Genomic DNA, 12,502 nt, shown 5'->3' with positions numbered 1-12,502 from the left:
CTTGATCAGAGGCCCGGGGCGCAGCCACGAGAAACGGCTGTCGCGGGGCGCGAGCCGCGCCCCCACCCCGGGCTCCCGGCACCCCCATCCGGCTCCCCGGGTGGAGCTGCGGGATGGTCCGGAAGCGTCACGAGCGGGGAGCGAGACCATGACCCGATCTTGTCAGCGGCGGCGCACGATGGTCACCCTTCGCAACCGGAGCGACACCGCAGGAGCGGGGTCGGGGCGCCGCGGGCCGCCACCGCGGGCCGGTTGCGGACCCGTCACACGACGGACAGCACCCCAGGGCCACCCCTCCCGCCGATGATCACCGAGAGTACCTGCTCGGTAACGGAAACGACCCGCAGGCACGGTGATCCGTGCCCTCGGTGCCCCCGGCAGCACAAAGGGTGATCAAGACGAAGTTTCACCCTGACCCGAACGGGTGGTATGGCACGAACTCAGTCACGCGGAGAGCCTCGCCGACGCTGTACTAGGTGACTAGGAGGTGATCCGGTGCCGGAGAACACGACTTCCGACGAGGCGACGCTGGTCGCAGCGGCGGAGAAGCTCACGCAGTGCGACGGATACGTCGTCCTCGCCGTCGACCCCCAGACCGGCGAGGTCGACGCGCACGGCCCGTTCGACGGGCTCACTGCCACGGTCAAGGCCGACCAGCTGCGCCGCGACTTCGACCGCGGTGGGCTCGAGGACGTGACCGTGGGCGTCGTTCGGCTGCACAGCTCCACCTGATCCCGGAGCGGACTGCGCAGCTCCCCCTCGGCGCAGAAGCACGCCCGCAAGGACAACACGACAGAACGACCTTCGCTCCCCCTGCACTCATCCCCGCCCGCCGCTCGGCACCACGCGGCGGGCGGCGTGCTGTCCGCGGTTCTCCTCAGCCCCACCGGGCCCGCGGCCCCTCGTGACGAGGGACTCCGCGCGGCCCGCCCGCGCCTAGACTCGCTCGCGTGACCACGACCGTTACCGCGGGGCGCGCCGCGGGCGACCGCGACGGGGCGTTCGCCGACGCCGTCCGCGATGACGCGTCGCTGCGCCGGTTCCTGCACGGCCTGCCCGGCGTCGACCACGTCGGCGTCGAGCGGCGCGCGGCGATGCTGGCCACCCGGAGCATCAAGAAGGAGTCCAAGCTCCAGGCGCTGGACATGGCGATCTCGATGATCGACCTCACCACCCTGGAGGGCGCCGACACCCCGGGCAAGGTCCGGTCGCTCGCCGCTCAGGCGCGCCGGCCCGACCCGGACCACCCGGACGTCCCGCCGGTGGCGGCGGTCTGCGTCTACCCCGACCTCGCGGGCGTCGCCGCGGAGGCGCTGAAGGGCTCCGGCGTCGCCGTGGCCGCGGTCGCCACCGCGTTCCCGTCCGGGCGGTCGTCGCGCGCGGTCAAGCTCGCCGACACCCGGCTCGCCGTCGAGTCCGGCGCCACCGAGATCGACATGGTGCTCGACCGCGGCGCGTTCCTCACCGGCCGGTACGGCGCGGTGTACGACGAGATCGTCGCGGTGAAGCAGGTGTGCGGCGGCGCCCACCTCAAGGTCATCCTCGAGACCGGCGAGCTCGGCGGCTACGACGCCGTCCGCAGGGCGTCGTGGCTCGCGCTGCTCGCGGGCGCCGACGTCATCAAGACCTCCACCGGCAAGGTCTCCCCCGCCGCGACGCCGCCGGTCGTGCAGGTGATGCTGCAGGCCGTGCGCGACTGGTACCGCGCAACCGGGGAGCGCCGCGGCGTCAAGGCCGCCGGCGGCATCCGCACGGCGAAGGACGCCATCCGCCACCTCGTGGCCGTCAACGAGGTCGCCGGACCGGAGTGGCTCACCCCGCAGCTGTTCCGGTTCGGGGCGTCGTCGCTCCTGGGCGACCTGCTGCGGCAGCGGCGCACCCAGATCGACGGCCACTACACCGACCGCGACCACATCGGAGGGGCCTGATGGCCTGGGAGTACGCGCCCGCGCCCGAGTCGGCCTCGATCGCCGCCCTCAAGCCCGCCTACCGGCCGTTCATCGACGGGGAGTTCGTCGACGGCGGCGGTGAGCCGCTCAAGACGCTCAACCCGGCCACCGAGGAGGTGCTGGCGGAGGTCGGCACCGCGGACGCCGCCGACGTCGACCGCGCCGTCGCCGCGGCCCGGCGCGCGTACGAGCAGGTGTGGGGGCCGATGCCGGGCGCCGAGCGGGCCAAGTACCTGTTCCGGATCGCGCGCGTGGTGGCCGAGCGGGCCCGCGAGCTCGCGGTGCTGGAGACGCTCGACAACGGCAAGCCGATCCGCGAGTCCCGCGACGTGGACATCCCGACGGCGTCGGCGCACCTGTTCCACCACGCGGGCTGGGCCGACAAGCTCGGCTACGCGGGCCTCGGGCCGGACCCGCGCCCGCTCGGCGTGGTCGGGGCCGTCATCCCGTGGAACTTCCCGCTGCTCATGGCCGCGTGGAAGATCGGCCCGGCGCTCGCGTGCGGCAACACGGTCGTGCTCAAGCCGGCCGAGACCACCCCGCTCACCGCCCTCGTGCTCGCCGAGATCGCCGCCGAGGCCGGGCTGCCGCCCGGGGTGCTCAACGTGCTGCCCGGCGCGGGCGACGTCGGTGCGGCGGTGGTGGGCCACGACGGCCTGGACAAGGTGGCGTTCACCGGCTCCACCGAGGTCGGCAAGCAGATCCAGCGCCGCCTGGCGGGCACCGGCTGCAGGCTCACCCTCGAGCTGGGCGGCAAGGCGGCCAACATCGTCTACGACGACGCCCCGCTCGACCAGGCGGTGGACGGCGTCGTCGACGGCATCTTCTTCAACCAGGGCCACGTCTGCTGCGCCGGGTCGCGCCTGCTCGTGCAGGAGTCGATCGAGCAGGAGTTCATGGAGCTGTTGCGCGCGCGGATCGAGACCCTGCGCGTCGGCGACCCGCTGGACAAGAACACCGACGTCGGCGCGATCAACTCCCGCCCGCAGCTCGACCGGATCGTCGACCTCGCCGCGGCCGGCGACGCCGAGGGCGCCCAGCGCTGGACGAGCTCCTGCCCGCTGCCCGAGCGCGGCCTGTTCTTCCCGCCCACGGTCTTCACCGGGGTGGAGCAGACGATGCGGGTGGCCCGGGAGGAGATCTTCGGGCCGGTGCTGTCGGTGCTGACGTTCCGCACGCCGCACGAGGCGGTCGCCAAGGCCAACAACACCCCCTACGGCCTGTCGGCCGGCATCTGGACCGAGAAGGGCTCCAAGGCGCTGTGGACCGCGCAGCGCGTGCGGGCCGGGGTGGTGTGGAGCAACACCTTCAACCGCTTCGACCCCACCGCCCCGTTCGGCGGGTACCGGGAGAGCGGGTTCGGCCGCGAGGGCGGCCGGATCGGGCTCGAGGCCTACCTCGACGCCTGAGCGCGCGCCCGGGCCGGTCAGTCGATCGTCCGGAGCCGGCCGTCCCACCCGTCGGCCACCAGCCCGGGCAGCAGCTCGGCGAGCTGGAGCGGGTAGACGGTCTCGGTCGTCGCCGCCAGCTCCTCGGCGCTCCACCAGCGGTGGCCGCGCACGGTCCGGGCCTCCAGCTCGGTGAAGCCCGCCGTGTCGACGTCCGCCACGTCGGTCAGCGCGGCGACGAAGAACCACTCGTCGCTGTCGTACTCCACGCCCTCGAACGTGAAGCGGACGCGGCGCAGCCACACCGGCCCCACCAGCCGGTCCGCGGGAAGCAGCAGGCCCGTCTCCTCGCGCAGCTCCCGCCGCGCCCCGGCGCGCAGCTCCTCGCCCGGTTCCAGCCCGCCGCCCGCGGTGAACCAGAACGTCTCGTCGGGCACGTGCGGGTCGAACCCCTCGAACAGCAGCAGCCGCTGCGCGGGGTCGAGCAGCAGCACGCGCGCGGCCACCCGCGCGCCCGGGCGGCAGGCCGGATCGACGAGCGGTTCCCCCACCCGCCCGACGCTACGCTCGTGATGCAGGTCACACCCGGATCCGTCGAGAGGGCGTGCCCAGCTCCGTCCCACTCCCACAACCGCCCGGACGAGGAGGAGGACGAGATGGACCGCGCGGACGTCATGAAGGTGGTGGACGAGCCGATCTCCCGCCGGCTGCTGATGTCGGACGTCCCGGCCCGGCTGGCCTACACGGCGTTGGACGGGGACCCACGGGTCGTGCCGATCGGGTTCTGGTGGAACGGCGAGGAGCTGGTGATCTGCACCGCCCCGGCGGCGGCGAAGGTGCGGGCGCTGCAGCAGAACCCGCGCGTGGCAATCACGATCGACCACCTGCTGCCGTGGCCGCCGCGCGTGCTGCTGATCCGCGGCTCGGCGCGCGTCGAGCTCGTGGAGGGCGTGCCGGAGGAGTACATCGAGGGCAGCCGCAAGGCGCTGCCCGCCGAGGTGTTCGACGACTGGGAGACCCAGGTGCGCGGGCTCTACGACCGGATGGTGCGCATCAGGATCACCCCGGACTGGGCGAAGCTGCTGGATTTCGAGACCACGCTGCCGAAGGCGGTCGAGGACCTGATCCGCGAGAAGATGGCCCGGAGGTGATCGCGATGACGCGCTACATGGTGCTGAGCAAGCACGACGATGGGCTCGGCGTCCCGCCGATGTCCGAGTGGGACCCCGACGACGTCACCGCGCACCTCGACTACCTCCGCGCGCTCAACGCGGAGCTGATCGACAGCGGCGAGTTGGTGGAGCTGCAGGTGCTCACCGGGCCCGAGCTCGCCCGGATCGTCGTGTCCGACGGCGGCCCGCCCGTGGTCACCGACGGGCCGTTCCCGGAGGCCAAGGAGCTGCTCGCCGGGTACCAGATGATCGACGTCGAGTCGGAGGAGCGCGCGATCGAGATCGCCGCGAAGGTGTCGGCCGCGCCCGGTCCGGGTGGGGTCCCGCTGCGGCAGCGGATCGAGCTGCGCGCGGTGATGACCGACCTGCCCGGCGTCGAGCTGTGACCCCACCGGCGACGGTGCCCGAGGACCTGCTGCGCGAGCTGGCGCCGCAGGTCCTCGGCATCGTCGTCCGCCACACCGGCGACTTCGACGCCGCCGAGGACGCCGTCCAGGAGGCGCTGCTGGCGGCCGCCCGCACGTGGCCGGAGGACGGGCTTCCCGACAACCCGCGGGCCTGGCTCGTGCAGACCGCCGTGCGGCGGTTCACCGACGCCTACCGGTCCGAGCGGTCGCGGCGTCGCCGGGAGGAGGCCGTCTTCCGGCGGGAGGTGCCCGGCGCCGAGGCCGCGGACCGCGACGACACGCTCGTGCTGCTGTTCCTGTGCTGCCACCCCGCCCTGTCGACGGGGTCGGCGATCGCGCTCACCCTGCGCGCGGTCGGCGGGCTCACCACCGCGGAGATCGCGAAGGCGTTCCTCGTGCCGGAGGCGACGATGGCGCAGCGGATCGGCCGCGCCAAGCAGCGGATCCGGGCCTCGGGGATCCCGTTCGCGACGCCGGCGCCGGAGGAGTTCGGGCCGCGGCTGCAGTCGGTGCTGCACGTGCTGTACCTGATGTTCAACGAGGGCTACGCGAGCACGTCGGGCGCGGACCTGCACCGGGTGGACCTGTCGAACGAGGCGATCCGGCTCACGCGCGCCGTGCACGCGCTGCTGCCCGAGCACGCCGAGGTGGCCGGGCTGCTGGCGCTGATGCTGCTCACCGACGCCCGCCGCCCCGCCCGCACCGGCCCGGCCGGGGAGCTCGTGCCGCTCGCCGAGCAGGACCGCACGCTCTGGGACCGTGCCGCGATCGCGGAGGGGACGCGGCTCATCGCCACGGCGATGTCGCGGGGCGCGGTGGGCGAGTACCAGCTGCAGGCCGCGATCGCCGCGCTGCACGACGGCACCGCCCGCGCCGAGGACACCGACTGGACCCAGATCCTCGGCCTGTACGGGCTGCTGGAGCGGATCACCGACAACCCGGTGGTCGCGCTGAACGCCGCCGTCGCCGAGGCGATGGTGCACGGGCCCGCCGCGGGCCTCGCCCGGCTCGAACCGCTGGAGGCCCGGCTGGCGGGCAGCCACCGCCTCGACGCCGTGCGCGGGCACCTGCGCGAGATGCTCGGCGAGGCGCAGGCCGCGGCCGAGCACTACCGCAGGGCCGCCGCCCGCACCACGAGCGTCCCGGAGCGGGAGTACCTGCTGACGAAGGCCGCGCGACTGGGGTCACAGCTGCGGCGCGGCTGACTGCGTAGTTCCGCGGATCCGACGGGCGCCCCGGGCCGCGACCCTGATCCACATGACCGACGCGCTCACGACCCCGCGGACCGCGGCGGAGCTCGCCGCCGCCACCCCGGCCGGCCGGGATCGGTACGCCGACCTGCTGCGGCTCTACTCCATCGGCATGGTCGTGCTCGGCCACTGGGTCGTCGCGCTGCTCACGGTGCACGGCGCCGGCTCGGTCACCACCTCGCTGCCGCTCGCGCTCTCGACCTGGGTGTGGCAGGTGATGGGGCTGTTCTTCTTCGTCGGCGGGTTCGCGCACGCCCGGGCGCTGAACAAGCCGAACGCGGGGCACCGGCCGCGCACCGCCGACTTCGCGCGGGCGCGGGCGTACCGGCTGCTGCCACCCGCGCTGGTGCTGCTCGCGGTCTGGTCGGTGCTCGCGCTGCTGATGCACGCCGCCGGGCTCACCGACGGCGTGTTCGCGGTCGGCCTCCAGCTGATCACCATCCCGCTGTGGTTCCTCGGCGTGTACCTGGTGATCGTGCTGGCCGCCCCGGCGATGATGCGGCTGCACCTGCGGTACGGGACGTGGCCGGTGGTGGCCGCGCTCGCGGTGGCCGTCGCGGCCGTGGACGCGGTCCGGCTGGCCACGGGCGTGATGCAGATCGGCCTTGCGAACCTGCTCTTCGTCTGGCTGGCGGTGCACCAGCTCGGGTTCGGCTACGCCGACGGCACGCTGCTGCGCGGCGGGCGCCGGACGGCGGGCCTGCTCGCGGCCGGCGGGCTGGCCGGGGCGGCGCTGCTGGTCTTCGGCACCTCCGCCTACCCCGTGCTCATGGTCGGGCTGCCCGGCAACGAGGTCTCCAACACCGCGCCGCCCACCCTCGCGCTGCTCGCGCAGAGCTTCTTCCTGGTCGGCACCGCGCTGCTGCTGCGCGGGGCGGGCACCGCGCTGGTGGCCCGGCCCAAGGCGTGGTTCGCGGTGGCCACCGGCAACTCGATGATCATGACCGTGTTCTGCTGGCACCTCACCGCCTGCTACCTCGTGCAGGGCGCCCTGCTGGTGGCCGGCGTGGAGCTCCCGGCCGCCGACACCCCGCTGTGGTTCGCGGCGCTGGCCGGGTGGCTGGCCGCCTGCTCGCTGGCCTGCGCCGGGTTGGTCGCGCTGTTCGTCCGGTTCGAGCGGTCGGCGGGCGCGCCCGGGGCCGGGCCGGTGAGCACCCGGGCCACCGTCGCCGGGGTGCTCGCCGCCGCGGCGGGGATGTACGCGGTGTCGCAGGCCGGGCTCGACGGGCTCGTCACCGCCCACGGCCTGCCGGGCGCCGGGGTGGCGCCGCTCGTGCTGGTCGCCGCGGGCGCGTGGGCGCTGCGCAGGCGGAACCCGGTCACCTGACTGATTCGAGGGCCGGGCCCGCGCTCCTAGCGTCGATCACGTCCGATCGACGAGAGGAGCACACCCCATGGACGAGACGCCGCTGCGGCTGGTCGTCATCATCGCGAGCACCCGGGAGGGCCGCTTCGGCCCGACGGTGGGCAACTGGTTCGCCGAGCAGGCCCGCGGGCGGGCCGACCTGGACGTCGACGTGCTGGACCTGGCCGAGTTCGCCCTGCCGGACCGGCTCACGGCGTACGGGTCACCCCCGCCCGAGGCGGTGACCGCCGTGACGCCCCGGCTGGCTGCCGCCGACGCGTTCGTGATCGTGACGCCGGAGTACAACCACAGCTACCCGGCCTCGCTCAAGACGCTGATCGACTGGCACTTCACCGAGTGGCAGGCGAAGCCGGTGGCGTTCGTGTCGTACGGCGGGCTGGCAGGCGGGCTGCGGGCCGTGGAGCACCTGCGCGGCGTCCTCGCCGAGCTGCACGCGGTGACGGTGCGCGACACCGTCAGCTTCCACCAGGCGTGGGAGAGGTTCGGCCCGGATTCCCGGCCGGTGGACCCGGCCGAGTGCACCACGGCCGCGAAGACGATGCTCGACCAGCTCGTCTGGTGGGCACGTGCCCTGCGCGAAGCGCGGACCGCACGCCCGTACGTCGCCGCTTGACCTGTACCTCACTTCAACTCCTAGCGTCGCTGCCCGACGCGCAACCCAGGAGGTAGAACGATCATGGTCAGCACCGGAGCGGCGACGACACCCCAGCGCACGAGATGGGCGCCGGTGGCCGCGCTCGGGCTGGCGATGCTGGTGGTCACGTCCGAGATGACCATCCCGGCGGTGACGCTGCCCGGTATCGGCGCCGACCTCGACGTCTCCCCGTCGGCCACGGCGTGGGTGCTCTTGGCCTACGCGCTCCCGATGGCCGCCCTCGCGATCCCGGCGGGGCGCTGGGCCGACGGGGCGGACGTGCGGGCGGCGTTCGCGCTGTCGATGGTGGGCGTCGTCGCCGCGAGCCTGGTCGTGGGCCTGGCCCCGGCGTTCTGGCTCGTCGTGCTCGGCCGGCTGGTGCAGGGCGCGGCGGGCGCGCTGACCATCGCCGCCTACATGCCGATCATCACGACCAGCGTGCTGCCCGCCCAGCGCGGCCGCGCGATCGGGTTCGTCATCACGATCATGACGGTGGGCGCGATGGCGGGCGTCCCGCTCGGGGGCCTCATCGCCGACCTCTGGGGGTGGCGCGCGGTGTTCCTGATCAAGTTGCCGCTGGTGATCGCGGTGCTGTGGGTGGGCCTGCGCACGGTCCCGCGCATCCCCGACCGGGGGCTGCCCCGGCCGGGCGGGGCCTTCCTGCGCGAGACGCTGCTCCTGGGCGGGGCCGTGACGCTGCTCCTGCTCACCTTCGAGGAGGTCGACGGCCGCCCGGTCCTCGCGGCCGCGCTGGCGGCGGGCGCCATCGCGCTGGCGGCGTGGTGGTCCCGGCTGGCTGCGTCCCGCCCGGTGATCGCGATCATGCGCGACCCGGCGTTCGGGGCCACCCTCGTCTCCCTGCTCATGGTCACGTTCACCGGCGGGCTGGTCGCGTTCCTGCTGCCCTACTACATGTCGAGCGTGCTGCACGCGGGCCCCGACGCCACGGGCCTGGCCCTGCTGTTCTTCGTCGGGGCGATGGCGCCGCTGTCGGCCGCGGCGGGCGCGCTCGCCGACCGGTTCGGCAACCGCGCGCTCGCGGTGGCGGGCAGCGCGGTGAGCCTGGTCGGGATGCTGCTGGTGCTGACGCTCGACGAGGCCTCCGGCCTGCCCGACATCGCCTGGCGGCTGGTCGTGCTCGGCATCGGCGCCGCGCTCTACAACCCCGCGATCAACGCCTCGATGCTCGCCGCCGCCCCGGCGGGCTCGGAGGGCGTCGCGGGCGGCGCGGGCATGACCGTCCGCACGATCGGGATGACCGTGGCCCCGGCGGCGGCCGCCCTCGCCTGGACCGTCGCGGGCGGCGGCATGGCGGGCTTCCACGCCGGCGGGATCATGATCACCGCGGCGGTGGCCGTCGGGCTGCTGGTCCTGCTCGTCCCGGTGCGGCGGCCGTGATCCCGGTGCCGGAAGCGGCGCCGCTGTGCGGCCGCGGCGCCGAGCTGGAGGTCGTGGACCGGCTCCTGGCGGACGCCCGCGCCGGGCGCAGCGGCGCCCTGGTGGTGCGCGGCGAGGCGGGGATCGGCAAGTCGGCGCTCCTGTTGCACGCGGCGCGGCGCGCGAGCGGCATGCGCGTGCTGTACCAGGTCGGCGTCGAGACCGAGGTGGAGCTGCCGTACGCGACGCTGCACGCGCTGTTCGCCGAGCACGGCGACGCGCTCGAGCGGCTCCCCGAGGTGCAGGCGGGCGCGCTGCGCGTCGCGCTCGGGCTGGCCGCGGGCCCGCCCCCGGGCCGGTTCCTCGTCGGGCTCGCGGTGCTCGGCCTGCTCGCCGAGCTGGCCACCGAGCAGCCGGTGCTGTGCGTGATCGACGACGCCCACTGGGTCGACCGCGCGTCCGCCCAGGCACTGCTGTTCGCCGCGCGCAGGCTGGGCAACGAGCCGGTCGTGCTGCTGTTCGCGGCGCGCAGCGGGCTCGCCCCCGACTTCCCGGCCCCGGGCATCGCCGAGCTCGACCTCCCCCGGCTGGACGACGCGAGCGCCAGGGAGCTGCTGGACACCGAGGCCGGCGACCTGCCCCGGCCGGTGCGCGACCAGCTGCTGCGCGAGGCCGCGGGCAACCCGCTCGCCCTGCGCGAGCTGCCGTCGGCCCACCGCGCGGGCCGGACCCCGGTGTACCCGCTCGGCCCGCCCGACGCCGGCCGCGGCGGGTTCGCCCCGACCCGCAGCCCCGTCGAGCAGGAGTTCGCGGCGCGCATCGCCGCCCTCCCGGAGGCCGCCCGCACCGCGCTCCTCGTCGCCGCCGCCGACGGCACGTGCGACATGCGCGTGGTGCTCGACGCCGCCGAGCGGCTCGGCGCCGACACCGCCGACGTCGAGGTGCTGGAGCGGGAACGGCTGCTGATGTTCACCGACGGGTGCATGAGGTTCCACCACCCGCTGATCCGGACGGCGGCCTACGGCACCGCGACCATGGCCGCCAAGCGGGCCGCGCACCAGGCGCTCGCCGACGTGCTGGACGGGCGGGGCGAGGAGGACCGGCGCAACTGGCACCTCGCCGCGTCCAGCCTCGGCCCGGACGAGGCGGTGGCCGCGGCGCTGGAGGAGAGCGCGCTGCGGGCCCGCGACCGGGGCAGCCACGAGGCGGTGGCCGCGGCCTTCGAGCGGGCCGCGGCGCTCACCCCGCCCGGACCGGACCGCGGGCGCCGGATGGTGGCCGCCGCGGAGGCGGCGAGCGAGGCGGGGCGGCTCGAGTGGGCCGCCGGGCTCGCCGACCGCGCCGCGGCCGGCAGCGACGACCCGCAGCTGCGGGCGCGGCTCGCCGTCGTGCGGGCCCACCTCGCCGAGGCGGACGGCGACGTCGAGCAGGCCCACCGGCTGCTGCTCGAGGCCGCCGGTCCGGCCGCAGGCGCAGCGCCGGACGTGGCGGGGGACATGCTGCTCTGGGCGGTCGAGGCCGCCTGGACGGCCCGCGACCGCCGGATGGTGCTCGAGGTGGACGACCTCGCGCGCGAGCTGGCGCTGCCGGCCACCGACCACGTCCGCGCGTACGCGATGCTCGCCGCGGCCCAGCTCACCGACGACCCGGACGCCGAGCTGCCGTCGGCGTCCACCGCGCTCGCCATGATGGGCCGCTGCCACGGCAACGGCGATCCGCGCGCGACCGCGAGCCTCGCCACCTGGTACCTGGTGGCGGGCGACGACACCACCGCGCTCGCCGTCGCCGCGGCCGCCGAGCGGGAGGCCCGCGCGACCGGCGCGCTCGGCACGCTGCCCGCCGTGCTCGCCGCGCTCGCGACGAGCCGCTGGTACCTCGGCCACTGGCGCGACGCCGCCGCGGCGGCCACCGACGGGCTGTCCATCGCGCGCGACGTCGGGCAGCTGCAAGTCGTCGACCAGCTCGTGGGCACCCTGGCCAACCTCGCCGCGGCGCACGGGGACGAGGCGCAGGTCGCCGCCGTCCTCGACGAGCTGGCCGGGCGCCCGACGGCGCGCTCGGCCGAGCTCGTCGGAGCGGCCCGCGGCCTGCTCGACCTCGGGCTGGGCCGGTTCGACGCCGCGGCGGACCGGCTCGCGGAGACGGCCGCGGCCTCCCGCGGGTGGTGGCGCGGCCTGCCCGACCTCGTCGAGGCGGCGGCCAGGGCCGGGCGCGGCACCGACGCCCGGCGCGCGGCCGACCGGTTCACCCGCTGGGCCGAGCACACCGGCCAGCCGTGGGCGCGGGCCGTCGCGCTGCGCGGGCAGGCGATCGTCGCCTCCGGCGAGGACGCGGGCGACCGCTTCGCCGAGGCCGCCGCCCAGCACCGGGTGGACGGCACGCACCCGTTCGAGCGCGCCCGCACCGACCTCCTGCACGGCGAGTGGCTGCGGCGGGCGCGGCGGCGCAGCGAGGCGCGCGGACCGCTGCGGGCCGCGGCCGACACCTTCGAGGAGCTGGGCGCCGGGCCGTGGGCGGAACGGGCGCGCGCCGAGCTGCGGGCGACCGGCGAGACCCGTTCCGCCGGCCTCGCCCCCGACCAGCTCGCCGAGCTCACCCCGCAGGAGCTGCAGGTCGTGCGGCTCGCCGCGGCGGGGTTGTCGAACCGGGAAATCGCGGCGCAGCTGTTCCTGTCGCCGCGCACCGTCGGCTACCACCTCTACAAGGCGTTCCCGAAGCTCGGGGTGGCATCGCGGGCGCAACTGGCGAAGCTGGGAGGGCTGTCGTAGGGCCTCCCGGCGGTTCCGCGGAGCCTGCTCTCCCGCCCGAGATGTCGGACCCGGGTGGGATTCTCACCTCGATCCAGGCAAGGAGGTATCCCCATGTCCGGCGCCTCGTTCCCTTCCCCACCCCTTTCGAAGCCCTGAGCGATCACCAGGTCGAGACCGGGGCTGCTCGGTATCGCCGGTCATGTCGCGCC

The 12,502-nt window shown here is 75.3% G+C and carries 11 protein-coding genes; 10 read left to right on the top strand and 1 reads right to left on the bottom strand.

Annotated elements, in window-relative coordinates; genetic code table 11:
- Positions 1–495 precede the first annotated feature (495 nt).
- From VKZ81_RS00425 to VKZ81_RS00415, 3 genes are all read left to right on the top strand, one after another.
- The gene (locus VKZ81_RS00425) at positions 496–732 is read left to right on the top strand and encodes a hypothetical protein (protein ID WP_075940218.1); all 237 of its coding nucleotides are present in this window, start codon (positions 496–498) and stop codon (positions 730–732) included.
- A gap of 218 nt (positions 733–950) precedes the next feature.
- Complete coding sequence (gene deoC, locus VKZ81_RS00420; protein ID WP_324239322.1) at positions 951–1,928, top strand: deoxyribose-phosphate aldolase; 978 nt, start codon at positions 951–953, stop codon at positions 1,926–1,928.
- Positions 1,925–3,358, top strand: coding sequence for an aldehyde dehydrogenase family protein (locus tag VKZ81_RS00415; RefSeq protein WP_324239326.1), 1,434 nt, complete (start codon positions 1,925–1,927; stop codon positions 3,356–3,358). Before deoC ends, VKZ81_RS00415 begins: the two co-directional genes overlap by 4 nt.
- A 17-nt stretch (positions 3,359–3,375) precedes the next feature.
- Here VKZ81_RS00415 and VKZ81_RS00410 read toward each other — a convergent pair whose 3' ends face one another.
- The gene (locus VKZ81_RS00410) at positions 3,376–3,888 is read right to left on the bottom strand and encodes an NUDIX hydrolase (RefSeq protein WP_324239321.1); all 513 of its coding nucleotides are present in this window, start codon (positions 3,886–3,888) and stop codon (positions 3,376–3,378) included.
- 105 nt (positions 3,889–3,993) lie between these two features.
- Here VKZ81_RS00410 and VKZ81_RS00405 point away from each other — a divergent pair, with 105 nt between their 5' ends.
- The 7 genes from VKZ81_RS00405 (at position 3,994) to VKZ81_RS00375 (ending at position 12,311) form a co-directional block, all read left to right on the top strand.
- The gene (locus VKZ81_RS00405) at positions 3,994–4,488 is read left to right on the top strand and encodes a pyridoxamine 5'-phosphate oxidase family protein (protein WP_324239320.1); all 495 of its coding nucleotides are present in this window, start codon (positions 3,994–3,996) and stop codon (positions 4,486–4,488) included.
- 5 nt (positions 4,489–4,493) lie between these two features.
- Positions 4,494–4,895, top strand: coding sequence for a YciI family protein (locus VKZ81_RS00400; RefSeq protein ID WP_324239319.1), 402 nt, complete (start codon positions 4,494–4,496; stop codon positions 4,893–4,895).
- The gene (locus VKZ81_RS00395; protein WP_324239318.1) at positions 4,892–6,121 is read left to right on the top strand and encodes an RNA polymerase sigma factor; all 1,230 of its coding nucleotides are present in this window, start codon (positions 4,892–4,894) and stop codon (positions 6,119–6,121) included. The genes VKZ81_RS00400 and VKZ81_RS00395 overlap by 4 nt, the downstream gene beginning before the upstream one ends.
- Before the next feature lie 52 nt (positions 6,122–6,173).
- Positions 6,174–7,493: an acyltransferase family protein gene (locus VKZ81_RS00390; protein ID WP_324239317.1), complete on the top strand. Its 1,320-nt coding sequence runs from the start codon at positions 6,174–6,176 to the stop codon at positions 7,491–7,493.
- A 67-nt stretch (positions 7,494–7,560) separates the two neighbouring features.
- On the top strand, positions 7,561–8,145 hold the full coding sequence (locus VKZ81_RS00385) for an NADPH-dependent FMN reductase (protein ID WP_324239316.1): 585 nt from the start codon (positions 7,561–7,563) through the stop codon (positions 8,143–8,145).
- 63 nt (positions 8,146–8,208) lie between these two features.
- The gene (locus VKZ81_RS00380) at positions 8,209–9,564 is read left to right on the top strand and encodes an MFS transporter (protein ID WP_324239315.1); all 1,356 of its coding nucleotides are present in this window, start codon (positions 8,209–8,211) and stop codon (positions 9,562–9,564) included.
- Positions 9,561–12,311 (top strand): ATP-binding protein, encoded by a 2,751-nt coding sequence (locus tag VKZ81_RS00375; protein WP_324239314.1) that lies wholly within the window; start codon positions 9,561–9,563, stop codon positions 12,309–12,311. The genes VKZ81_RS00380 and VKZ81_RS00375 overlap by 4 nt, the downstream gene beginning before the upstream one ends.
- Positions 12,312–12,502: the final 191 nt, after the last annotated feature.

It is taken from the genome of Pseudonocardia sp., assembly GCF_035305885.1.
Taxonomy (GTDB): Bacteria; Actinomycetota; Actinomycetes; order Mycobacteriales; family Pseudonocardiaceae; genus Pseudonocardia.
The sequence above is the reverse complement of the archived record's forward strand: the minus strand, read 5'-3'. Positions and strand labels throughout refer to the sequence as shown.

Coding starts and splice junctions, on each gene's coding strand:
- VKZ81_RS00380 (WP_324239315.1), top strand. CDS start 8,209: ATGGTCAGCACCGGAGCGGCGACGACACCCCAGCGCACGAGATGGGCG.
- VKZ81_RS00390 (WP_324239317.1), top strand. CDS start 6,174: ATGACCGACGCGCTCACGACCCCGCGGACCGCGGCGGAGCTCGCCGCC.
- VKZ81_RS00385 (WP_324239316.1), top strand. CDS start 7,561: ATGGACGAGACGCCGCTGCGGCTGGTCGTCATCATCGCGAGCACCCGG.
- VKZ81_RS00405 (WP_324239320.1), top strand. CDS start 3,994: ATGGACCGCGCGGACGTCATGAAGGTGGTGGACGAGCCGATCTCCCGC.
- VKZ81_RS00400 (WP_324239319.1), top strand. CDS start 4,494: ATGACGCGCTACATGGTGCTGAGCAAGCACGACGATGGGCTCGGCGTC.